The following is a 23130-nucleotide window of genomic DNA, read 5'->3' on the forward strand; positions in this document are numbered from 1 at the left end:
CAGGATATGGCTCCATGCTGCTGGTCGGGAATGATTTTCCCAAAATCCTGATCTATTGTGACGCGCCACCGTTCGGGGACAAAAGCATGTCGGAAAAACCTGTCGATTCGCTCAGCGAAAGCGAGGCTGAAGCAGAGCTGAAGCGCCTTGCGGAGGAGATCGCCGAGCACGACCGGCGCTACCATACCGAGGACGCGCCGATCATCACGGATGCCGAATATGACGCGCTTACGCGACGCAATCTTGCCATCGAACAGCGCTTTCCGGGGCTGGTGCGCGAGGATTCGCCGTCGCGCAGGGTGGGCGCACCGCCGGCGGAGGGTTTTGCCAAGGTGCGCCATGCCGTGCCGATGCTCAGCCTCGCCAAGGCCTATACCGACGAGGACGTCGCCGATTTCATCGAGCGCGGCCGGCGCTTCTTCGACCGCGACAAGGATCTCGACATCGCTTTCACCGCCGAGCCGAAGATCGACGGGCTGTCGGCGTCGCTGCGCTACGAAAAGGGCGTGTTCGTGCAAGGCGCGACGCGCGGCGATGGTGCCGTGGGCGAGGATATCACCGCCAATCTCAGGACCATCGCCGACATCCCCGCCAGGCTGAAAGGCTCGGGCTGGCCCGAAATCATCGAGATACGCGGCGAGGTCTACATGACCTATGCGGAATTCGAGGCGCTGAAGCAGCGTTCGGCGGCGGCCGGCGGCCAGGATTACGTCAATCCGCGCAACACGGCGGCCGGCTCGCTGCGCCAGAAGGATCCCTCCGTCACCGCCACCCGCAACCTCAAGTTCTTCGCCTATGCCTGGGGCTTCACGACGGCGGATCCGGCGCCGACCCAGTACGAATCGGTGCAAAAATTCGCCGATTGGGGGTTCAAGATCAGCCCCTTGATGGTGCGGGCGAAGTCGGTCGAGGAACTGGTGGCGCATTATCATCTGATCGAGGAGCAGCGCTCGTCGCTCGGCTATGACATTGACGGCGTCGTCTACAAGGTCGACCAGTTGGAGCTGCAGCGCCGCTGGGGTTTCGTCACCGGCGAGCCGCGCTGGGCCGTCGCCCATAAATTCCCGGCCGAACAGGCAATGACGACGGTCGAGAAGATCGACATACAGGTCGGCCGCACCGGCACGCTGGCGCCGGTCGCGCGGCTGGCCCCTGTCACCGTCGGCGGTGTCGTGGTCGAGAACGTCACGCTGCACAATGAGGATTACATCAAGGGTTTCGACAGCAACGGCCTGCCGATCCGCGACGGCATCGATGTGCGCATCGGCGACACGGTGGTGATCCAGCGCGCAGGGGACGTCATCCCGCAGATCGTCAGCGTCGTCGTCGACAAGCGTCCTGCCAATGCCGTGCCTTACGAGTTCCCGCACACCTGTCCGGTTTGCGGATCACCGGCGACGCGCGAGATCAACGAGAAGACCGGCAAGGAGGATTCCCGGCGGCGCTGTACGGGCGAGCTGATCTGCGCGGCACAAGCCGTGGAGCGATTGCGCCATTTCGTGTCACGTGGCGCCCTGGATATCGAGGGTCTGGGCGCGGAGAACATCGACACCTTCTTCAATGCCGGACTGATCAAGACAGCCGCCGATATCTTCACGCTCCGGGACCGTCGACCCGCCGTCACCAAGGCGCTTGCCGAGCGGCGAGAGGAGCAGGCCAGGCAGCGCGAGGCGGCGTCCGGCAAGACGCGCAAGAATGTGCGCAGCGTCGAGGATCGCAACTATGAGGGCCTCGACAAGCTGTTCGCGGCGATCGATTCGCGCCGCGAACCGGAGCTCGACCGCTTCATCTTCGCGCTCGGCATCCGCCATATCGGCGAGACGACGGCGGCCGTGCTTGCAAAGACCTTCTCGACCATCGAGGAACTGATCCGCGTCGGCAAGGAGACGGCGGCGGCGGAGGATCCGCATGCCGTTTTCCCGTCGATCAACGGCATTGGCGACACGGTGATCGACGCGCTGCGCGACTTCTTCGGCAATGAGCGCAATGACGACGTGCTCGACAAGCTGCTCGAACAGGTCAAGCCGAAGCCGTATATCGTCACCGTCTCGGCCGACAGCGAGGTCGCGGGCAAGACCATCGTCTTTACCGGCTCGCTGGAAAAGATGACCCGTTCCGAAGCCAAGGCGATGGCCGAGCGTCTCGGCGCCAAGGTCGCCGGTTCGGTTTCGGCCAAGACCGATCTGGTGGTGGCGGGACCGGGTGCCGGCTCCAAGCTCAAGCTTGCCGGTGAACTCGGCGTCGAAGTGATCGACGAGGACACCTGGCTGCAGCGGGTCGGCAAGGCGTGATGGACGGAGCGTTCAAAGGGTTCGGCCCGAAGGCCATTCCGTTCCTGAAGGCACTGGATTTCCATCAGAGCCGGGAGTGGTTCCTGGAAAACCGCGATTTGTTCGAACAGGAACTGCGCGATCCCCTGGGCGATCTCGTCGACACGCTGACGCAGCGTTTCGCCGATGCCGGACTTGGCCTGCGCGGCGACCGCAAGAAATCGCTGTTCCGCATCAATCGCGATGTGCGCTTCGCCAAGGACAAACGGCCCTACAACCGGCATGTCTCGGCCATCCTGTCACCGGACGGCACCAAGATGTCGCAAGGCGTCTTTTATGTTCATATCGGGCTGGAGCGTTGTTTTGCCGACGTCGCCTGGTGGAACCCGGAGCCGGCCTTGCTGCTCGCCATGCGCAAGGCGATCGCAACGCGGCCGGATACATTTCGCGGCCTGGCGGCCGCCTTGAAGAAGGACCGGCTTGGGCTGGAGGCGGAGGGTCGCATGAAGCGGACGCCGCGCGGCTTCGAGCATATAAGCGATCCCGATTTGGCCGAGGCCATCCGCAACCGGCATTTCGTGGTCCAGCACGTCATCGATCCAGCGGGAATCCATACGTCCGCGCTGGTCGAGGAACTCGTCGATTTCGTCATGCGTTCCAAGCCGCTGCTCGACTGGGGCAGGGAGATAGAGGGTGGCGCGGCGAAAGACTGATCCCGCGGTGACGATCATTTCCGCTGATCGTTTGGCTCAAGCGAATTCGTGTGACAAGGCACGGAGTGCCACCTACATACCGCCACTCCTTGTTGTTGTGCATGTCGTATTCCCAAAACGCTACGCACTTTGGGCGAGATGCATCAGGAGTGGTCGATGGCGACGGACGTGATCTCGCAGAGCGGCGGCAAGAGCGACTTCTGGCAAGGCGTGCGGCTCTCCATGCCTGTCGTGGTGGCGTCGGCGCCGTTCGCGGTGCTGTTCGGGGCGCTTGCCGTTGACCAGGGTTTCTCTGTCTTCGAAGCCTTCCTGATGAGCGCGCTTGTCTTCGGCGGCGCCAGCCAGATGGTCGGCATCCAGCTGTTCGGCCAGCATGTCGCGCCGTGGCTGATCGTGCTGTCGATCTTCGCCGTCAACTTCCGCCATGTGCTCTACTCGGCCGGCATCGGCCGGCGCATCGCGCACTGGCCCGTCATCAGCCAAGCTCTCGGCTACTTCATCCTCACCGATCCGCAATACGCCGTGACAGAAGCGCGGGCGCAATCGGGCCAGACCGTCAGCTTTGCCTGGTATCTGGGGCTCGGCCTGCCGGTCTATCTGTTCTGGATCGTCGAAAGCGCGCTTGGCGCGGTGTTCGGAAAGCTGATCCCCGATACGCACGCGCTGGGTATCGATTTCCTGCTGCCGATCTATTTTCTTGGCCTCGTCATGGGCTTTCGCAAACGGCCGCTGTGGCTGCCGGTGGTCATCGCCAGCGCCGCGGCGTCCATCATCGCCTACAAGACGGTTGGCTCGCCCTGGCATGTCTCGATCGGCGCTGTTGCCGGCGTTCTGCTCGCCGTCATCCTGCCGCCGCACCATAGCGGCGTTGGAGAGCGGCCATGAGCACGACGTTCTGGATCATCATCGCGGGCGCGATCGCCACTTATCTCACGCGCGTCGGCGGACATCTGGTCATCTCGCGCTTCGAGAACATTCATCCGCGCGTGGAAGCAGGCCTCAATGCGGTGCCGGCGGCGGTTCTGACCACGCTGGTGGCGCCTGAACTGTTGAATGCCGGACCGGCGGAATGGGCGGCATTGGTCGTCACGGCTGTTGTGTCACTGCGTGGCGGGCTGATGGCGATGTTTCTGGCCGGCGCGGCGGTGCTGATCCTCGCGCGGCAGTTCGTGGGATGATCTCGTAGGCGCGATCGGTTTGGGCCGTTGGCAGCGCCAGCCTTCCAAGCTGAATATAGGCCGCCTCAAATCTTCGCGTCATGCGGTAGCGGTGCTGTCGCCTTTTCCAGCCAGGCCAGGGTTTCGCCGTCGAGCATCGGTCCGATCTCGGCCAGCACACGGGCATGGTAGGCGTCGAGCCAATGCAGTTCTTCGCGCGTCAGCAGGTCTGAGCGCACCAGCCTGATGTCGATCGGCGCCAGCGTCAGCGTCTCGAAGCCGTGCATGGCGATGTCGCCGCCCTCGATCTGTTCAGGCGGCGTCACCAGGATGAGATTCTCGATGCGGATGCCATAGGCGCCTTCCTTGTAGTAACCCGGCTCGTTGGACAGCATCATGCCTTCGAGCAGCTTTTCTGTGCCGGTGCGGGCAATGCGCTGGGGTCCTTCATGCACGGCCAGATACGAGCCGACGCCATGGCCGGTGCCGTGGGCGAAGTCGCAGCCATGCTTCCACAGCGCCATGCGGGCGACGGCGTCGATCTCCGAACCGCGCGTGCCGGCGGGGAACCGCAACGTGGAAATGCCGATCATGCCTTTCAGCACCAGCGTGAAGCGCTCGCGCATCTCCTCGGTCGGCTGACCAATCGGCACGGTGCGGGTGATGTCCGTGGTGCCGTCCTGATATTGCGCGCCGGAATCGAGCAGGAACAGCTCGCCGGCCTGGAGCTTGCGGCTGGTGGCGCGCGACACGCGATAATGCATGATGGCGCCGTTCGGACCGGCGCCGGAAATGGTGTCGAAGGAGACGTCGCGCAGCGGCATCTGCGTTTCCTCGCCGGTCTGCCGGCGGCTCTCTTCCAGCCGGGTGACGACCGCGATCTCGTCGAGCGAGCCGGGCTTCTGCCGCTCCAGCCAGCACAAAAGCTTTGCCACCGCCGCGCCGTCACGGCGATGGGCGGCGCGCGAGCCGGCGATCTCGGCCTGGTTCTTGGTGGCGCGCGGGATGCGGGCCGGGTCGGGCGCGGCAATCACCGTACCGCCATTGTCCTCGACCAGCATGCGCAGCCTGTCGGCCGCAAGCACCGGGTCGAGCGCGATCTTGGCGCCGCCCTTGGCAAGCGCTGCGATCGCCGCCTCGAATTCGCCGGGCTCATGCGGATCGGCGAGCTGGGTGAGATAGGCCGCGACCTGGCGCGAGAATTTGCGCTTGTCCATGAACAGCTGGTGCGACCCGTCGGCGGCCAGGATGGCGAAGCCGAGCGCCAGCGGCGTGTGCGGCACGTCGCCGCCGCGGATGTTGAAGACCCAGGCGATGGAAGAGGGGTCGGTCAGCACCGCATGGGTGGCGCCGTCCCTGCCGATCGCCGTTGCCAGCCGCGCCAGCTTGTCCTTGGCGAGCTCGCCGGCAAAGCCGATCGGGTGCAGCTCGACCGGGGTCACGGGTGCGGCGGGCTGATCCTTCCAGATGATGTCGATCGGGTTTTTGTCGAGCGGCACCAGCACGGCGCCGGTCTTGTCGGCCGAGGCCTGCAGCGCCTTGACCTCGCCGATCGTGTGCAGCCATGGATCGAAGCCGAGCCGCGCGCCTTTGCCGATATTATCCTTGAGCCAGACGGCGGGCGGGTTGTCGACCAGGCTTTCGATCGAAAAAATGTCGAGATCGACCTCATTGCGCACCTGCAGCGTGTAGCGCCCGTCGACGAAGACGAAGGCGCGGTCGCGAAGCACGATGGCGACACCGGCCGAGCCGCTGAAGCCGGTCAGCCATTTCAGCCGTGCCGAACGATCGGCGACATATTCGCCCTGATGCTCGTCCGCGCGTGGCACGATAAAACCATCAAGGCCATTCGCGGCCAACCATTGGCGCAGCAGCGCCACGCGCGGCTTTCCGACTGCCGGGTCGCCGGCGGAATCGAAGGTCTGGAACATGGTGGGCCTCCTTGGTAGTCGCGCGACCGTAGCCTATGGGTCGGGAAAGCGGAATCGATTTCCCGACCGGCGAAAACTGCTACAGCGCCGCCTGGCTGACAACCAGATGGGGCTGGTCCAGCCGCAGTACGAGGGCTGGCTTGTCGTTGTTCATCCCCGACACAACGCGGCTTTGCTGCGCTGCCCGCCGGCACACGGGAATTGTAACCAGAAAAAGTCAGCAACGCCTGCTTTTTGAGCGTGCGTCACTTCGCATGGCAAGTTATCTGGTTCGGGTTTTCTTGTCTTGACAGCCGGGGGTGGGGGCCTTCCGGTCAAGGTTGGTTTCGGGGCCAGTTCCGGCACGCTGTTGAAAGTGATGATGCCGGCCGCGCGCCGTTTGCAGGGTCGATGTTGAAAATGAGGACTATGTCTTGAGCCAGTCAGTCGGCAAAAACCGTGCTTGTTCGCGGTCTGGCGTCTGGTGTGGCCAACTGTTGATCGATGCAAATTCGCGACGGATTTGCTCTGATTTCTTGTCTGGGCTCCGTGTTGCTCGGTTCCGGTAATCTATACGGCTTACATTCGCTTGTCTCTCGGCAGCGGGTTTCGTAGCGTCGCCACGGGCTTAAAGGGTCGATTCAGCCAATGGATGGTTGGTCGGGGGGATTGTGGATGAGATATTCTGTTTCCGCAGCGCGTGCCAAAGGCGATGGCGAGGTGAATGCGCGGCTTGCGGGCTCGCTTCGGTCGTCCACGTCGCTTCCGGCTCTGCTGATGGCCGGGCTGATTGCGGCCGCTGTAACGCCGATCATGTCAGGTGGCGCCTCGGCCGAGGATTTCGCTCACAACAGCGGCGATTGGGGTTCGGCTGCGAACTGGACTCCCGCAACGGTTCCCGACGGCGTCGAGGCGGTCGCGAACTTCAACCATGATGCGCCGGACCAGGGGCTCGGCTATACCGTTCTCCTGACTGGTGGACCCTATACGGTCGGCACGCTGAACTTGAATGCCACGAGCACCTCCGGCGGTTACCGGTTTTCAAGCGGCGTTTTGAATTTCCAGGCCTCTGGGCAGGCCTCGATCAACGTGCAGACGAACAATTTCATTTCCGACCTGGACGCCGGCGCCAGTTTCAATTTCGTTTCCGACACTGTCGTCACGGTCGATGCCGGTGCTCATTTTACGGCCGATGGAGTGATCTCCGGCGCAAGCCTCACCAAGAGCGGTGACGGCTTGCTGACCTTGAATGGCGCAAACACCTACACGGGCGGCACCAATCTCTATGGCGGCACGCTCAGCCTTGGCAACAATGCGGCGCTTGGGACGGGGGCTGTCTACGCCAACGGCGGCACCACCATCGACATCCAGAACGGCATCACGATCAACAATGACCTGATCATGTATGCCGGCATGAATCTGAATGTCGGCTCGGGAGCAACCGGAACCTATGCCGGTCAGATTTCGGAATTCAGCGATCCAACCGCGATCGTCAAGACCGGCGCCGGCACGCTTGTTTTGACCAACAACGGCAACAGTTTCAGCTCCGGCGCCATCATCGATGAGGGAACGATCCGGGTCACGGCCGATCACGCGCTGGGCACGGGTCCGATCACACTGGATGGCGGCACGTTGCAGGCGGGTGCAAACCTCAACCTTCCGAACGTCTCGATCCTTTTTGGCGCTGCGGGCGGCACCATCGACACCAACGGTTTTGACGTCAGCACGACCGCCAGCATGGGTGACAACGATACGCCGAGCGGGACATTCACCAAAACCGGCGCGGGAACGCTGACGGTCGACGGTTACGCCGGCAACAACAATTACGCTACGGCCACCGATGTCGCCCAAGGCACGCTGAAGGCGGCCACGACCAACATCTTCAGCGCGAACAGCGCCTATACGGTGGCAAGCGGCGCAACGCTTGATCTCAACAATTTCGACCAGGCGATCGGCTCGCTTGCCGGCGCGGGAGCGGTTACCAGCGGGACAGGAAAGCTGACGACCGGAGGCAATAATGGCTCGACGGTATTTTCGGGCGTCATCACAGGTACCAACGGACTGATCAAGGACGGGACGGGAACCTTCGAGCTGTCGGGTACGAACGCGTTGTCGGGCGGGACCAAGGTGAAGGCCGGCACCTTGCTGGTCTCAGGTTCGCTGGCCAGTTCTGCCGTTACGGTCGACAGTGGCGCCACGCTTGCCGGCGGCGGCACGGTTGGCTCATTCGATGCTTCCGGCACGGTCGCGCCCGGCAACAATGCGATCGGTACGCTGACCGTCAACGGCACCGCCAAGTTCGAGTCCGGCTCGACCTATGCGGTGGAACTCAATTCGGCTGGTCTTTCGGATCTGATCGACGCATCCGGTGCCGCTACCATTACCAATGGCGCAGGCTTGACGGTGACCAATATCGGGCAGAGTGGCCTGGTCGCGGGTACCCGCTACACGGTGCTCGAGGCCACCAGCGTCAGCGGAACGTTCACCCTGGTGAGCGATCCACAGGTCTCCGCCTTCGTAAGTCTGAGCACCACATCCGACGCAACCCATGCCTATGTCGACGTCACCCAGACAAAGAGCTTCGGCTCCGCCGGCCTGACGCCGAACCAGATCGCCACCGGCGCGGGGCTGGACAGTGCCGCCAGCAGCGCCTTGGTCAGCGCGGTGCTTGGCTTGCCAAGCGACGCTGCCGCGCAGGCCGCTTTCGACCAGCTCTCCGGTGAAGTCCACGCCTCGGCCAAGGGCATGCTCCTCCAGGACAGCCACTTCCTGCAGGACGCGGTGACGGCGCGCCTGCGTGGTGCCTTCGGCGACAGCGGCAAGACAGCTTCGCTGCCGGTCATGGCCTATGGCGAGGACGGCGTTCAGTCTGTGCCCGCCGACACCGATCGCTTCGCCGTCTGGTCGCAGGGGTTCGGGTCCTGGGGCGGTACCGACAGCGACGGCAATGCGGCCGCCTTCGACCGGTCGACGGGCGGCCTGCTGGTCGGCGCCGACGGCCTGGCCGGCGACTGGCGCATCGGCGTGGTCGGTGGCTACAGCCGCACCAGCTTCAATGCCGACGACAGGGCCTCGTCGGGCGACAGCGACAATTACCATCTCGGTCTCTATGGCGGGACCAATTGGGGCGCCATCGCCTTCCGCACCGGCGCCGCCTACACCTGGCACCGGATCTCGACGTCACGTTCAGTCGCGTTCCAGGGCTTCACCGACGGCCTGTCGGCCGACTACGACGCCGCGACCGCGCAAGCCTTCGGCGAGCTGGCCTACAAGACCGATGCCGGGCCGTTTGCTTTCGAGCCCTTCGCCAACCTTGCTTACGTAAACCTGCATACAGACGGCTTCGCGGAGGGCGGCACCGCGGCGCTGACCAGCGGCAGTTCGTCGTCGGATGCGACCTTCACCACGCTCGGCGTCAGAGCCTCCACCGACGTTACCATCGGCGGCGTGGCGGCGACCGCGCGCGGCATGTTCGGCTGGCGCCATGCCTTCGGCGATGTGACACCGCTGTCGACCGTCGCCTTTGCCGGCGGCGACGACTTCACAATCGCCGGTGCGCCGATCGCCAGGGATGCGATGTTGGTCGAAGCCGGCTTCGACGTGCAACTGGCGCGCAACGCGACACTCGGCCTGTCCTATGCCGGACAGTTCGGGCCGGATGCCTTCGACAACGGCTTCAAGGCCAATCTGGGCATTAGGTTCTAAGCGACCGGGCTTTTTGCTGTTGGGGTGGAACATCCATGCCGTGGCGAAGTTTTGAAAGGCCTGTTTCCCTCACAGGCGTCTGAAGCTGGTAGAAAACAGCATTCAAGGCTCCGCCGACTCCGGTCGGCGGAGTTTTGGCTTTTGGCAACAATTTCGGAACGGATCTTTCGACTGCGGGCGCTGCGGTGCTCGACCTGTCTCAATGCTTGAGATGGATCGTCACCCAGCCTTCGCGGTGCAAGGTGCGCACGTGCCGGAAATTCTGGCCGACATAGGCCGAGATGACGGCGTCGCGCTGGCGATCGAGAATGCCTGACAGCACGATCGAGCCGCCGAGCGCGATATGCCTGGCCATTTGCGGCGCCAGCCGCATCAGCGGCCGCGCCAATATGTTGGCGACGATGAGATCGAAGGGAGCACGCTTGCCAAAGATCGGGTGGTGAAAGCCCGGCGCGGTCACCGTTTCGACAAGCGCCTTGACATGGTTGAGCCGCGCATTGGCGGCGGCGACCTTCACCGCCACGGGATCGATGTCGGTGGCGAGCACCGGTATATGCGCCAGCTTGGCGACGGCGATGGCCAGCACCGCGCTGCCGGTGCCGAGGTCGAGCGCATTGCGGGGATGCTCGCGCCGCACCACCTTCTCCAGCATTTCCAGGCAGCCGGCGGTGGTGCCATGGTGGCCGGTGCCGAAGGCGAGGCCTGCCTCGATCTCGATGGCGAGTTCGCCACTGTGACGCTTTGTGCGATCATGTCCACCGTGGACGAAGAAACGGCCGGCGCGCACCGGTTTCAGGCCTTCCAGCGAACGCGCCACCCAGTCGATGTCGGGCAGTGCCTCGCGCTCGACCGGCTTCGACAAAGCGAGGCCGGCAAGAATGTCCTTCACTCGCGCCTCGACGGCGTCGACGTCGCCATCGGCGTAGAGCGAGACCTCGTGGATGTCCTTGTCCTCGTCGACTTCGAGCACGGCAATCGGCAAGCCTTCATCCTCGAAGGCCAACTCAAGCGCCGCGAAGACGCGCTCCGCCTCGATCTTTCCGGTGGTGAAATGGATCCGCGTCTGGGTCATCGGGAGTTTCTTATTCGGGCTTGATCTTTGGACAAACGGAACCGTTTGTCCAAGAAAACCGGTTTCCACTTTTCGGGATCAAACTCTAGCCCTTCGCGGCAAGACGCTTCAGCTTTTCGACCGCGGTGCTGGCGCTTTCGCCATAGGCGATCGTGCCGGCAAAGTCGCCCTTGCCGTTGAGCAGCAGCACCGAGGCGGTGTGGTCCATCGTATAGTCGCCGTCGCCGGTATCAACCTTCTTCCAGTAGATGCCGAACGACTTTGCCATGGCATGGACCTTGTCCGGGTCGCCTGTGATGCCGGTGATGCGGTCGGAGAAGTTGCTGACATAGGCGTTCATGACCGCCGGCGTATCACGCTCCGGGTCGACCGAGACGAAATAGGCGTGCAGGGTCTTGCCGTCGTCGCCGAGCGTCTTCAGCCAGCCGGAGAGTTCGAACAGCGTGGTCGGGCAAACCTCGGGACAGTGGGTGAAGCCGAAGAAGACGACGCTGGGCTGGCCCCTGAATGCCGCCTCGGTGATCGGCGCGCCTTTCTGGTCGACCAGGGTGAAGGGTGCGCCGAACGGTTCGCCGCCATAGTGGCCGCGATACCAGTCGAAGGTCAGCCAGCCGATGCCGGCCGCCATCAGGACGAGAATACCGACCAGGATAGAACGCATCATCAGAAAAGTCCGTCCGCAGAAATCATCGCGCCGGCTCAATGCCGCGCCGGTGCGACTGTCTTAGCGGTTCGGCCCCGCGCAGGCAAAGTGCCGCGTTGCCGCAACCGCGGTGGCGTTGACGCATCCGCTTGCAAAGCGGCACAACGCGCCCCACCTGAAACCGGCAACTCGAACCGCGGGAGACCTCCTTTGCGCAAACTGATTGGGCGAAAAGTGATCGGCGGCGCCTTGGCCGCATGCCTTGCGCTCGGCACCGGCGGCGCCGTCGCCGAGGAAGTCGGCAAGGTGGGCGTCGACTGGGTCGGCAACGACATCAAGATCGACGCGATCAAGGACCCCAAGGTGGATGGCGTGACCTGCCATGTCGCCTATTTCGACCGCAGCGTCATCGATCGCCTGCACAAGGGCAACTGGTTCGAGGATCCCAGCGATTCCTCGATCTCCTGCCGCCAGACCGGTCCTATCACCATCGGCAACATCGACATGAGCGAGGGCGGCGAGGAGGTGTTCAAGCAAGGCCTCAGCCTGATCTGGAAGAAGCAGGTGGTGAACCGCATCTACGACAAGGCCAACGAGACGTTGATCTACCTCTCGCATTCCCGCCAGGTGCAGAACGGCTCGGCGAAAATGTCGGTCACGACAGTGCCGCTCTACGGCCAGAACGTGGTGTGGAGCAAGGGCAAGCCGAACTAGGCGGGGTGGACGTCATTCGTGCTGATTGCCCCACGGACAATTGCTCCTGCCTTGCGGGAGCAATTGCTCTGACGTAAAGCCGCCGCATGGACCGTTCCGAAGACCTCGTCCTCAAGGCCCCCGAGCCGCGCATCCATCCGACCGCGGAACTCAAGGCATGCAAGCTTGGCCGCTACGCCTCGATCGGCGAGCGGGTGGTGCTGCGCGAAGTGAGCGTCGGCGACTTCTCCTATTTCGAGCGCCATGCCGAGGCTATCTATACGAGCATCGGCAAATTCTGCTCGATCGCCGCCAACAGCCGCATCAATGCGCTGGAACATCCGATCGAGCGGCTGACGCAGCACAAGGTCAGCTATCGGCCGAACGAGTATTTTCGTTGGCTGGGCGTCGATGCCGCGTTCCGCGAGCGGCGGCGAGCGAATGCCGTGACCATCGGCCATGACGTCTGGGTCGGCCACGGTGCGGTGATCATGCCTGGCATCACTGTCGGCAATGGTGCTGTCATCGGAGCCAATGCGGTGGTGACGCAGGACGTACCGTCCTACATGATCGTCGCCGGCGTGCCGGCGAAGCCGCTGCGACGGCGCTTTCCCCCGGCTGTCGCGGCACGGATCGAAGCGCTCGCCTGGTGGGACTGGCCGGTCGAGAAACTCGCCAGGGCGGTTCCCGACATCCAGGCAATGCCGATCGAGGCCTTCCTCGACCGTTGGGAAAACGACGCCGCCTAGAAGAGTCACCGTCTCAAGGAAGCGGCGAGCCACTCATGGCGCACAGGCTGCGAAGCAAGTTGCGGGAGGCGGAGCCGACCGTCTGTCAGTGTGCCGGTCGGCGCTTTTCTGGAAACCCCTTCCGCCATGCGGGGGTGGCGCGGCGGAAGGGGCTGGAGTTAAACCGCCGTGAAGCGGAAGGAACAGGCTCTCTGCCTGCATGGTTACCATGACATTAAACCGATAAGGTGTGTTTTCCGTAGAATGCTCCCATTGCGTGCATTCAATTGCGCCTGACGTATTTGTTGCCGGTGGGAACCTGGAACGGTCGTCGGTTGTTTCTCATCGCGGCAGCCATTGAGGGTTCTCGACAGATGGAAAAGCTTTTCACCAAGGTCGCCAACTGGGTCGCCCACATAGCCGGCCTACCGTTGACCTTCGCCGCTTGTGGCCTGATCGTCGTCGTCTGGGCGGCAAGCGGGCCGTTCTTCGGCTTCTCGGACACCTGGCAATTGGTGATCAACACCGGCACGACCATCATCACCTTCCTGATGGTGTTTCTCATCCAGAACACCCAGAACCGCGACGGCGCGGCGATCCAGGCCAAGCTCGATGAACTGATCCGGGTCAGCGAGGGCCACAACCGCTTCATCGGCATCGAGCACCTGACGGAATCCGAGGTCGAGGAGATCCGCGACAAATGCGAACGGGCGGCGCGACGGCATGACGAAAAGATCGCCGCCATGGCCGCGAAGAAGGCCGTGGCGCAAAAACGAGCTCCGAAGAAGCGTGCGGCCTGAGGACGTGAAGATCAGTTTTTCATGAAGGCCGCGAAGGCATCCTTGTGGTCCGGGTGCCAGCGCGACAAGGCGGGGCGGTTTTCGATGATGTCGCCGATCGCCCAGGCCATGCGCTTTTCGTCCACGGGGCGCGCCACGTCATTGTCCGGACACAGGATGTAGAAATCGCCGCTGACCAGCGATTCCAACATGAAATCAACAACCTGCTCGCCGGTCCAGGCACCGGCCGGTTTTTCCGTAGCACCCTCGGTGAGGCCGGTATAGGTGAAGCCGGGGATGAGCAGATGCGCCGACAGGCGGGCACCAGGCTCGTTGCGTAGCGCATGCGCCAGGCCTTCGGTGAATGTCTTCACGCCTGCCTTGGAGACATTGTAGGCAAGGTTGCCGGGCGGCGTGGTGATGCCTTGTTTGGAGCCGGTGTTGAGGATCAGGCCCGGTCTGGCCGATGCCAGCATGCGTGGCGCGAAGGCCTCCACGCCATGCACGACACCCCAGAAATTGATGTCGAGCAGCCGCTTCCACGCATCACGGTTTTCCCAGGGCTTGCCCGGGTTATCGCCGACACCGGCATTGTTCATCAGCAGCGAAATCTCGCCGAAGGCGCCGAATGCCCGGTCGGCGAGACGATCGACCTCATCGGCCTTCGAAACGTCCGATGCAACGGCAAGCACGGCGTCGTCGCCGGCAATGGCCGAGACTGCCCGGGAGGCATCGTCAAGGCGGGTCCCGGCGATGTCCGCGAGCACGATCCTCATGCCCATCAACGCAAGTCGTTTGGCGGCCGCCAGCCCAATGCCGCTCGCGGCGCCGGTGATGACGGCGGTGTTGCCGGGGCTGAGCGCGGGCAGGGCGGTCTGGATTTCGGCGTCGGTGATCATGAGCAACGGGATCCTTTTCTCGATGGCGCAGAACTTAGTGCCGGAACAGGCTTGCGCAAGCCTGCGTCGGCACGTGTCCGGGTTGACCGGGCTGGTCGAGGCTGCGCATGCTATCCTGGTAAAGGAGATTTTCTATTGACGGATTGGGTTGCAATTCTGAAGGAACAGACCGCCACCGGCGATCAGATGGGGCGAGAGGTGCCGCAGATGCTGGCCAACCCCGATATCAGCGAAGCCCAGGTGAAGACGCTGTTCTCGGCGTTGGAAAAGCAGGCCGAATTCGTCGAGAAACTGCGTATGGCGCTGGAGAAATTCGGCCATGATTTCTCGATCATCAAGGCAGCCGAACGGCTGGAGGAGCGCTATGCCGACCTTGCCGCTTCGGTGGCGGAAACGCTAAAGGCGATGCGTAAATAAGGCTGGTTTCCCGCGCTATTTCTCGAGAACGCGCGAAAAGCGCGTGTCCGGCACCAGCCACACCAGGGCGATGGCAACATAGAGGCCCACGCCGATCCACCGGTTGAGGAAGGCAAGCGCGATCGCCGCCAGGTAGCCGGCAAGCGAAAGCCTTCCCTTGCGGTCACTGCCGATTGCCTTGGCGAAGGCGGTATCCGGCCCATGCAGACGGTGCAGGGCGATGACCAGGATGCCGTAGGCGGTCGCACACATTGCAAGATCGAAACCGTAGACCGCGACCGGAACCGTGGCGAAATGGTTCTCGCCCATGAAAGCCGTCGTTACCGGCATCAGGGACAACCAGAACAACAGATGCAGGTTTGCCCACAGCACGCCACCATCGACGCGCTGCACGGTGTGGAACATGTTGTGCAGATTGTTCCAGTAGATGCCGACATTGATGAATGAGAGCACGTAGCACAGGAAGATCGGCAATTGCGGCGCCAGGGCGGAAAAGTCCTCGCCCTCCGGCACCTTGAGGTCCAGCACCATGATGGTGATGATGATGGCCACCACGCCGTCGGTGAATGCCTCGACCCTGCCTTTGCCCATGCTCACCGCCTCCGCCCGCAATGAATTGTCGAAAGACAGTAAACTGTTAGCGGAAGTTTCCGGGCCGATAAACGGCACTCGGGAAATTCCTCAACCATGTCCGGGAAAACTCCCTTGCCGAAGTTGCCGATGTGATGATCGGCCTTGGCCGGTTGTTGACTTTCCCGCTGTTTTCTCTCCCTTCTGATGCAACCCTTGGTCGAGCCGTCGAACGGCCGGGGACCGAATGGAGGGACTGATGAGATTTCGATTTCTGCTTGCGATAGCGACCATGCTGGCCGCCGTCTTCGGAACATCCGCCGCGGCCTTCGCCTACAGCGCTCATACCACGACAAATCTCAACGTGCGTAGCGGGCCCGGCGCGGGATACGCCAGGGTCGGGACGTTGCCGGCCGGCTTCAGGGTCGACGTGGCCGGCTGCCAGCCGGGTTGGTGCCGGATCCATGGCGGTGGTGTCAGCGGCTGGGCCAGTTCCGGTTATCTTTCGCGCGCCCATGTCGTTCGTCCGCCGATCGTCATCGTTCGTCCGCCGCATCATCGGCCGCCGCACTGGCACAAGCCGCCCCATCACCGTCCTCCGCACCATCGCCCGCCGCACAAGCCGCGGCCCGGCAAGTGCAAGATCGCGCCCGGCTTTCCCTGCAAATAGGGCAGATCTCGAATGCCGTAACGAAAAAGGGCTGCGTCATCCGCGGCCCTTTTTTCCTTGTCGGTGATCAGCCGTTCGGCGTTTCAGGCGCCATGTTCGCGCGCTCACGCGGCACGCCAAGCCCGGTATCCGGCGGCTCGCCGGCGGCCGGCCTGTCCTCGATCATGTGCATGGTGCGCCAGCCGCCGAAGCGGTAATAGGCCGCGGCCAGAACCAGCGAGGTGATCGAGCCAGCCGGAAAACTCCACCACAACGCTTCCTCGCCGATCACGCCGCGCATGAAATAGGCAAAGCCGGTGCGTATGACGAGCACCGAGATCACCAGGATGATCAGCGGCGGCATCACCGCACCGGTGGCGCGCACCGTGGCGAACAGCACGATGGTGACGCCGAACAGGATGAACGACCAGGACGCCACGGTGTTGATATGGGCGGCGATATCAATCGCCGCGCTGTCGCTGCTCAGGAACAGGCTGAGGATCGAGCGGTCGAAGAGCCACAACAGCGCAACGAGAGCGCCGGTCAGGACAAGGTTGAAGCCGACGCCGGAGGCGGCGACGCGGCCGATCCGGTCCCAGCGGCCGGCGCCGACATTCTGCGCCGCCATCGAGGAGACCGCGGCACCGATGGCGAGCGCCGGCATCTGGATGTAGGTCCACAGCTGCGCGGCGATGCCGTAGGCGGCGGCTACTTGCGAGCCGTAGGAATTGACGATGCCCATCACCGTCAGCGCCGCCGCCGAGATGACGATCATCTGCAGCCCCATCGGCACGCCCTTGAAGACGACAATGCGCAGCAAGGCGGGGTCGGGCCACAGCAGCGTGAGATTGGCGCCGGCCAGCCGCAGCGGATGCTTGCGCGCATAGAGCACGACAAGGATGGCGATGACGCTCACGGTCTGACCGATCAGCGTCGAAGTCGCCGATCCGGCGATGCCGAGTTCGGGGAAGGGGCCGATGCCGCGGATCAGCAGGGGGTTGAGCACGATATCGAGCACGACCGCCAGCGCCATGAAGAAGAAGGGCGTACGCGAATCGCCGGCGCCGCGCAGCACGGTCATGACGAAGGACAGAAGGTTCATCATCGGCACGGCGATGAAGATGATGCGCAGATAGGACCGCGCCAGCGGCAAGGCGTCCGCCGGTGTGCCAAGCGTGTTGAGGATGGCGTCGACCCAGATCCAGCCGCATACCGCGAAGACTATGGAAACGAGGAAGAAGAAGGTGGCGCTGGTGCCGACGATGCGGCGCGCCTCGGGCAGATCGCGGGCACCGACCGACTGCGCCACCAGGATGGTCGCCGCCATGCCGATGCCGAACACCGTGCCCAGGATCAGGAACAGGACGAGGTTGGCGTTGGAGGTGGCCGTCAGGGCCGATTCGCCAAGGAAACGGCCGACCCAGACGGCATTGATGGACCCGTTGAGCGACTGCAGCACGTTGGAGCCCAACACCGGCAAGGCAAACAGCAGCAGCGTGCGTGGGATCGGGCCGCTGGTCAGGTCGCCGGTGCGCCGGCGCGTGGGCATTTTTTCGGTCATGGCTGGAGGCTTATCCCAACTCGGTCCGCGATGATTGCCGATTCAACGGCACAGGTCGATGCGGCGTCGGAAAATTCCGCTTGGCGTATCTTGAGCGGTTCACAGCTTCACGAAGCGGCGAACCGCTCAATCGCCCTGTTCGACGCAATTACAAAGGGGGAAAGCGCTATGCGCTCTGCCCGGCAGACCGAACGCATCTTCCTGGACTTGCCTTGGTCCGATCATGTTCTCAAAGCTCCCGGAATGGGTATTGATCCCTAGGCGTGGGGTCCGCATATCCTTATCAAATATGGACAAGCCGGGGGGATCATGTCCGATATTCCGCTGTTTTCCGAGCGCCTGAGCCAGCGCGCTTTTCTGGGTGCGTCCGCTTTGAGCGCGGCCTCATGGCTCTTTCGGCCTGCACCACGACGGATGTGGCGACGCCACCGCCACCGGTTGCCGCGGCGCCGCCCGATGCGGCGTTCGGCGATGCCGCAAGCATGTACGCGGCGCGCACCGATGAGGGTTATCAGTTGCCGGCAATCCCGGTGGCCAGGCTCGATCCGAAGTTCGTGCGCCAGATCGTGGCCGACCCGACCGGAGAGAAACCCGGCACAATCGTCGTCGATGTCTCCGAGCACTTCCTGTATCTGGTGCGCGACGGCGGCAAGGCCATCCGCTACGGTGTCAGCCTCGGCAAGGCCGGTTTTGGATGGACCGGCAGCGCGGTGGTGCAGGCGCGGAAGAGTGGCCGGTGTGGACGCCGCCGCCGGAAATGATCCAGCGCCGGCCGGAACTGGCGAAATACAAGGACGGCATGCCGCCCGGCCCGCAGAGCCCGCTGGGCGCCCGCGCCCTCTATCTCTTCCGCGACGGCAAGGACACGATGTACCGGCTGCATGGCACGCCAGAGTGGGATTCCATCGGGAAGAACGCGTCGCCCGGCTGCGTGCGCTTCATGAACCAGGACATCATCGACCTCTACAGCCGCGTCGACGGCCCCGCACAGGTCTTCGTTCGACCGAACCTGTCGGCCGCCGGCAAGATCATGGCTGTGTCGAGCAGGACGGCAGAGCCGATCGACGCGGGCGTGCCGAAGGACGCGGAGTTCTTGAAATAGGCGTCCTCACGGTCAGCCGTTTGACGTCGTTGAGGCGGGCGCGCTGGGCGCCCGCCTTTTCAGGCGTTACTTCTTGGCGAGGCCGGGAAGCGTGACCTGATAGACCAGGAACATGGTGTCGACATCGGCGCCGTCGTCGGCCTTGTAGGGCGCCCCGACCTGGAAACCGTCCTGGGCAAGGAAGTCGTTGTCATTGGCGACGAACAGGAAATAATCGTCGGGCAGCTTCGGATCGAGCACGCTGGCCAGCGACATCGCTTCCCACTTCTCGGACAGGTTGTTTTGGTCGTTGGGGGCGCCATTGTGCAGGCCGAAGCGGCCAAGCTCGGCATTGTCGTTGATGTCGATGAACGGCGTCAGCTTGGCCGGCGTCACCGACGGGTCGAGTACGCCCTTGGGGGCGAGCGGCTTGTCAGCGGCATCGAAAGGACCGCCGGCAATGTCGGTGGCGGACGAGACATCGACGATGCTGATTTCGCGGTAGAGCGACGTATCGCCCTTCAGGCCCTGGCCGTTGCCGCTGTCGCGCGCCAGCATCAGGAACGCCGTGTCCGACAACGCCACGATCTCGCTCTGGGCGGCGACCTTGGTCTTGCCCTTGGCGTCCTTGAACACAGGCAGCGGCACGACATATTCGTGCGCCAGCTTGAGATGGGCGAGGTCGGAGGCGTCATAGACCAGCGCCCGTGTGTTCTGCCGGGTCGAAGCTGAATCGCCACCGTCCTGCCTAGTCGCCGATTGCAGCACGGCGATCAGGAACTTGCCGTCCGGCGTCATCGCCATGCCTTCCAGGCCCTGGTTGTTCTGGCGGCCGGTATCGGGATCCTTCGGATCGGGGTCGGCTGCACCTGGACCGGGATTGTCAGAGGAGAAGTTCGGTGCGCCCTTGCGCATCGGCACCAGGGCCGCCGGCGGCTGGGTCGCCGACATCAGGCGGCCTTGCGCCGAGAACCGGTAGATATTCGGGCCATATTCATCGGAGACGAACATCGAACCGTCGGGCAGCCGCACGACCGCCTCGTTGTCGAGGGCGAGCTTGCCGTTGGTGGCGGCGGGCAGCATCGGCATGTCGCCAGCCGCGGCGCGCACATCCGACAGCGGATCGAGGCCGGTGGCATCAGTGCCCTTGTCGTCGGTGAGCAGCAAGGTGTCGGCAAGCGTTGCCTTCACGCCTGTCTGTTCCTGGCCAGCAGCACCCGGTGCCGCCGGCGTGAACTCGATGCCGATGGTGTTGAGGCGCGGCCGGTAGTCCGTGGTGCCGGCGACGTTGTAACCGCGGTCCGGCAGCAACCAGAGCGAACCCTTGTAGGTGCCCGCGTCATGCGTCCAGCCGGCGACGTCGATCGACATGCCGGAGCCTGAGCCGAACGTCTCGCCGAACTTGTCGCGCTGGGCGGCAGGAATGCGGCCAACGCCCACCAGGCCCTTGTTGACAAAGCTGGTGGCGCCGACGGTCGCGGTGCTGTCGGCGAGCGCCGGCGTCAAGGCGGTGAACAAGGTCAGCGCGACGCCGAGCGCGACGGTTCGGTGCAGGTGTTTCATGGATGGTCCTCTTGGTGACGGATGTGACGGAGCGGCCGAAGAACGAAGAAGCTCAAGGAGGCGGCACATCGATGATGCCGCGCGCCGCTCCCCGGAAAGCGGTCTACGGCGCGAACATGATGCTTGCGTGACAGCGCGGCACGTATGCCCGCCCGCGTGTTCATTGCCCTGCGAGGACGTGCGCTCGGGGCGAGAATTAGATCACCCCGAATCCATTTCGAGTCAGCAGGCGCAGCACTAGACACTTATGTACAGCGCGTATATGGTGCGGCTTCTGACAGACCGGGAGGGAAGCCTTGAAGCCGCACTACCGCGCAGTCGTCATCGGGGGTGGGGTGGTCGGCGCCTCGGTGCTCTACCATCTGACGCGGTTCGGCTGGTCCGATGTCGCACTGATCGAGCGCGCCGAATTGACGGCCGGTTCGACCTGGCACGCGGCGGCCGGGTTTCATGCGCTCAATGCCGATCCCAACGTCGCGGCGCTGCAGGATTACACCATCAACCTCTATCGCGAGATCGAGGCCGAGTCCGGCCAGGACATCGGCCTGCACATGACCGGCGGCGTCAACATCGCCAGCGACCCCCAGCGTTGGGAGTGGCTGAAATCGGCCTGGGCGGTGTTCCAGTCGGTCGGCATCGAAACCGCGCGGCTGGTGACTCCCGAAGAGATCAAGGCGATCTGCCCGATCGTCGATGTCACCGGCGTGCTCGGCGGCCTGCATGATTCCAACGAAGGCCATCTCGACCCCTACGGCACCACGCATGCCTATGCTGGCGCCGCGAAGAAGCGCGGGGCCGAGGTGATCCTGCGCAACCGTGTCGTCGAATTGAAGTCCCGCGCGGACGGTCGCTGGGACGTCGTCACCGAACAGGGCACCATCGTCGCCGAGCATGTCGTCAACGCCGGCGGGCTCTGGGCCAAGCAGCTCGGACGCATGGCCGGCGTCGACCTGCCGGTGACGCCGATGGAGCACCATTATTTCGTCACCGAGGACATTACGGAGATCGCGGCACTTGACCGGGAGATCGGCATCACCGTCGACCTCGACGGCTTCTCCTACCTGCGCCAGGAGCGCAAGGGCGTGCTGCTTGGCGTCTACGAGCAGAACCCGAAGCACTGGAACATGGACGGCGCGCCTTGGGACTACGGGATCGAGCTGACCCCGGAAGACATCGACCGCATCAGTCCCGAACTCGCCAAGGCGCATGAGCGCTTTCCCTGCCTGGCGAGCGCCGGCATCCGCAAATGGGTCAACGGCGCCTTCACCTTCACGCCGGACGGCAACCCTATCGTCGGACCGGTGCGCGGCCTGAAAAACTACTGGGTCGCCTGCGGCGTCATGGCCGGCTTCAGCCAGGGCGGCGGCGTCGGCAAATCGCTGGCCGAATGGATGATTTACGGCGAGCCGCAGGCCGACATTTTCGGCATGGACATCGCCCGCTATGGCGCCTTCGCCGCCAATCGCGAATATCTGAAGCAGACGACGCGGCAGTTCTATTCGCGCCGTTTCGTCATGACCTTTCCCAATGAGCGTCTGCCAGCCGGCAGGCCCTTGAAACGCCCCGGCGCCTATGACGGCATGAGTGCCGCGGGTTGCGAGTGGACCGCATCGTGGGGGCTGGAGATCCCGGCCTATTTCGCGCCGATGGGGTTTCGCGAAAGCACCACGCTCAAGCGGTCCAACGCCTTCGACATCGTCGGCGACGAGGCGCTGCAGGTCCGGCGTGCCGCTGGCCTCGTCGATATCTCGGCCTATTCACGTTATGCGGTGTCCGGCGCGAATGCGGAGGCATGGCTCGACCGGCTGCTGGCATGCAAGCTGCCGAAGGCGGGACAGGCGCGGCTGGCGCCGATGCTCGGGCCGGACGGGCGGCTGAAGGGCGACCTCACGGTAATCAACTGGGGCGGCGACGATTATTGGCTGATGGGTTCCTACTATCTCAGGGAATTCCACATGCGCTGGTTCGAGAGCCAGGCAGGAGAGGGCGTCACGGTCACAGACATTTCCGACGCAACGGGCGGCTTCCTGCTGACCGGGCCGAATGCGCGGAAAATCCTGGAGCGTACAACACATCAGGACGTCTCCGCCGCCGCACTGCCGTTCATGGCTTGCGGCACGTTCGACATCGGCATGGTGCGGGCGCGGGTTGCCCGCCTCTCTATCGCCGGCGAGCTCGGCTTCGAGATCAGTTGCCCGGTAACCATGCATGCCACGCTGCGCGACACGCTGCTTGCGGCCGGTGAAGATCTTGGCCTGGCCGAGGTCGGCTACTACGCGCTCAATGCGCTCAGGTTGGAGAAAAGCTTCGGCATCTGGTCACGCGAATTCACGCAGGGCTACACGCCAGGCGAGACCGGCCTCGACCGCTTCATCGCCTTCGACAAGGGCGATTTCGTCGGCCGCGAGGCGGCACTGACGGAACGCCAGGCAGGTACCTCGCGGCGGATCGTGACGCTGGAGATCGATGCCGTTGATGCCGACGCAAGCGGCTTCGAGCCGGTCTGGCGCGACGGCCGACGCATCGGCTTCGTCACTTCGGGCGGCTTTGGCTACACGATCGGCAAGAGCGTCGCGCTGGCGTTGGTCGACGACGATTTTGCCGAGGAGGGGACGGCGCTTTCGGTGCACATTGTCGGCGTCGAGCGGCCGGCACGGATCATCGCGGCCTCGCCCTACGATCCCTCGGGCAAGGCGATGCGGCAATGAGGAGGATTTTCG

The 23130-nt window shown here is 63.8% G+C and carries 18 protein-coding genes and 1 pseudogene; 12 read left to right on the forward strand and 7 right to left on the reverse strand.

Annotated features, from left to right (window positions below; all coding sequences use genetic code 11):
• Nucleotides 1-86 precede the first annotated feature (86 nt).
• The 4 genes from ligA to EB815_RS18525 all read left to right on the forward strand — a co-directional run bounded on the left by ligA (nucleotide 87) and on the right by EB815_RS18525 (nucleotide 4161).
• Nucleotides 87-2291, forward strand: a complete 2205-nt coding sequence (gene ligA / locus EB815_RS18510; protein ID WP_056573533.1) for an NAD-dependent DNA ligase LigA — start codon at nucleotides 87-89, stop codon at nucleotides 2289-2291.
• Nucleotides 2291-2983: a DUF2461 domain-containing protein gene (locus EB815_RS18515; RefSeq protein ID WP_056573241.1), complete on the forward strand. Its 693-nt coding sequence runs from the start codon at nucleotides 2291-2293 to the stop codon at nucleotides 2981-2983. The genes ligA and EB815_RS18515 overlap by 1 nt, the downstream gene beginning before the upstream one ends.
• A gap of 156 nt (nucleotides 2984-3139) precedes the next feature.
• Entirely contained in the window at nucleotides 3140-3868 is a 729-nt protein-coding gene (locus EB815_RS18520) for an AzlC family ABC transporter permease (RefSeq protein ID WP_056573530.1), read from the forward strand.
• The gene (locus EB815_RS18525) at nucleotides 3865-4161 is read left to right on the forward strand and encodes an AzlD family protein (RefSeq protein ID WP_056573238.1); all 297 of its coding nucleotides are present in this window, start codon (nucleotides 3865-3867) and stop codon (nucleotides 4159-4161) included. Before EB815_RS18520 ends, EB815_RS18525 begins: the two co-directional genes overlap by 4 nt.
• Nucleotides 4162-4226: 65 nt before the next feature.
• Here EB815_RS18525 and EB815_RS18530 read toward each other — a convergent pair whose 3' ends face one another.
• Nucleotides 4227-6071 (reverse strand): aminopeptidase P family protein, encoded by a 1845-nt coding sequence (locus EB815_RS18530; RefSeq protein WP_056573235.1) that lies wholly within the window; start codon nucleotides 6069-6071, stop codon nucleotides 4227-4229.
• 756 nt (nucleotides 6072-6827) lie between these two features.
• Between EB815_RS18530 and EB815_RS18535 the strand changes: the two genes are divergently transcribed.
• Nucleotides 6828-9755 (forward strand): autotransporter outer membrane beta-barrel domain-containing protein, encoded by a 2928-nt coding sequence (locus EB815_RS18535; RefSeq protein WP_162258929.1) that lies wholly within the window; start codon nucleotides 6828-6830, stop codon nucleotides 9753-9755.
• A gap of 199 nt (nucleotides 9756-9954) precedes the next feature.
• On the opposite strand, the gene EB815_RS18540 is transcribed toward EB815_RS18535, so the two are convergent.
• Nucleotides 9955-10827: a 50S ribosomal protein L11 methyltransferase gene (locus tag EB815_RS18540; RefSeq protein ID WP_056573229.1), complete on the reverse strand. Its 873-nt coding sequence runs from the start codon at nucleotides 10825-10827 to the stop codon at nucleotides 9955-9957.
• Between the two features lie 85 nt (nucleotides 10828-10912).
• The gene (locus EB815_RS18545) at nucleotides 10913-11491 is read right to left on the reverse strand and encodes an SCO family protein (RefSeq protein WP_056573228.1); all 579 of its coding nucleotides are present in this window, start codon (nucleotides 11489-11491) and stop codon (nucleotides 10913-10915) included.
• A 189-nt stretch (nucleotides 11492-11680) separates the two neighbouring features.
• On the opposite strand from EB815_RS18545, the gene EB815_RS18550 reads away from it, so the two are divergent.
• The 3 genes from EB815_RS18550 (at nucleotide 11681) to EB815_RS18560 (ending at nucleotide 13691) form a co-directional block, all read left to right on the forward strand.
• Nucleotides 11681-12184, forward strand: coding sequence for a CreA family protein (locus EB815_RS18550; RefSeq protein ID WP_056573225.1), 504 nt, complete (start codon nucleotides 11681-11683; stop codon nucleotides 12182-12184).
• 86 nt (nucleotides 12185-12270) lie between these two features.
• Nucleotides 12271-12912 (forward strand): DapH/DapD/GlmU-related protein, encoded by a 642-nt coding sequence (locus EB815_RS18555; protein ID WP_056573222.1) that lies wholly within the window; start codon nucleotides 12271-12273, stop codon nucleotides 12910-12912.
• A gap of 353 nt (nucleotides 12913-13265) precedes the next feature.
• Nucleotides 13266-13691, forward strand: a complete 426-nt coding sequence (locus tag EB815_RS18560) for a low affinity iron permease family protein (RefSeq protein WP_056573219.1) — start codon at nucleotides 13266-13268, stop codon at nucleotides 13689-13691.
• An 11-nt stretch (nucleotides 13692-13702) separates the two neighbouring features.
• Here EB815_RS18560 and EB815_RS18565 read toward each other — a convergent pair whose 3' ends face one another.
• Entirely contained in the window at nucleotides 13703-14569 is an 867-nt protein-coding gene (locus EB815_RS18565) for an SDR family NAD(P)-dependent oxidoreductase (RefSeq protein ID WP_056573217.1), read from the reverse strand.
• Nucleotides 14570-14704: 135 nt separating this feature from the next.
• On the opposite strand from EB815_RS18565, the gene EB815_RS18570 reads away from it, so the two are divergent.
• Entirely contained in the window at nucleotides 14705-14986 is a 282-nt protein-coding gene (locus tag EB815_RS18570) for a hypothetical protein (RefSeq protein WP_056573213.1), read from the forward strand.
• 15 nt (nucleotides 14987-15001) lie between these two features.
• Here EB815_RS18570 and EB815_RS18575 read toward each other — a convergent pair whose 3' ends face one another.
• A complete protein-coding gene (locus EB815_RS18575) occupies nucleotides 15002-15577 on the reverse strand; it encodes a TMEM175 family protein (protein ID WP_056573210.1) in 576 nt (191 codons plus the stop codon).
• Between the two features lie 238 nt (nucleotides 15578-15815).
• Between EB815_RS18575 and EB815_RS18580 the strand changes: the two genes are divergently transcribed.
• Nucleotides 15816-16226 carry an SH3 domain-containing protein gene (locus EB815_RS18580; protein ID WP_056573526.1) on the forward strand — a complete coding sequence of 137 codons (411 nt, stop codon included), beginning with the start codon at nucleotides 15816-15818 and terminating at the stop codon, nucleotides 16224-16226.
• Nucleotides 16227-16293: 67 nt separating this feature from the next.
• On the opposite strand, the gene EB815_RS18585 is transcribed toward EB815_RS18580, so the two are convergent.
• On the reverse strand, nucleotides 16294-17766 hold the full coding sequence (locus EB815_RS18585; RefSeq protein WP_056573207.1) for an MATE family efflux transporter: 1473 nt from the start codon (nucleotides 17764-17766) through the stop codon (nucleotides 16294-16296).
• A 309-nt stretch (nucleotides 17767-18075) separates the two neighbouring features.
• Between EB815_RS18585 and EB815_RS34265 the strand changes: the two are divergent.
• A pseudogene (locus EB815_RS34265) lies at nucleotides 18076-18868 on the forward strand (L,D-transpeptidase).
• A 66-nt stretch (nucleotides 18869-18934) separates the two neighbouring features.
• On the opposite strand, the gene EB815_RS18595 reads toward EB815_RS34265, so the two are convergent.
• Nucleotides 18935-20410 carry an esterase-like activity of phytase family protein gene (locus EB815_RS18595; protein ID WP_056573200.1) on the reverse strand — a complete coding sequence of 492 codons (1476 nt, stop codon included), beginning with the start codon at nucleotides 20408-20410 and terminating at the stop codon, nucleotides 18935-18937.
• 296 nt (nucleotides 20411-20706) lie between these two features.
• On the opposite strand from EB815_RS18595, the gene EB815_RS18600 reads away from it, so the two are divergent.
• Nucleotides 20707-23118, forward strand: coding sequence for a GcvT family protein (locus tag EB815_RS18600; RefSeq protein ID WP_056573197.1), 2412 nt, complete (start codon nucleotides 20707-20709; stop codon nucleotides 23116-23118).
• Nucleotides 23119-23130: the final 12 nt, after the last annotated feature.

Origin of the sequence: Mesorhizobium loti (assembly GCF_013170705.1) — a bacterium.
GTDB classification, from domain to species: domain Bacteria; phylum Pseudomonadota; class Alphaproteobacteria; order Rhizobiales; family Rhizobiaceae; genus Mesorhizobium; species Mesorhizobium loti_D.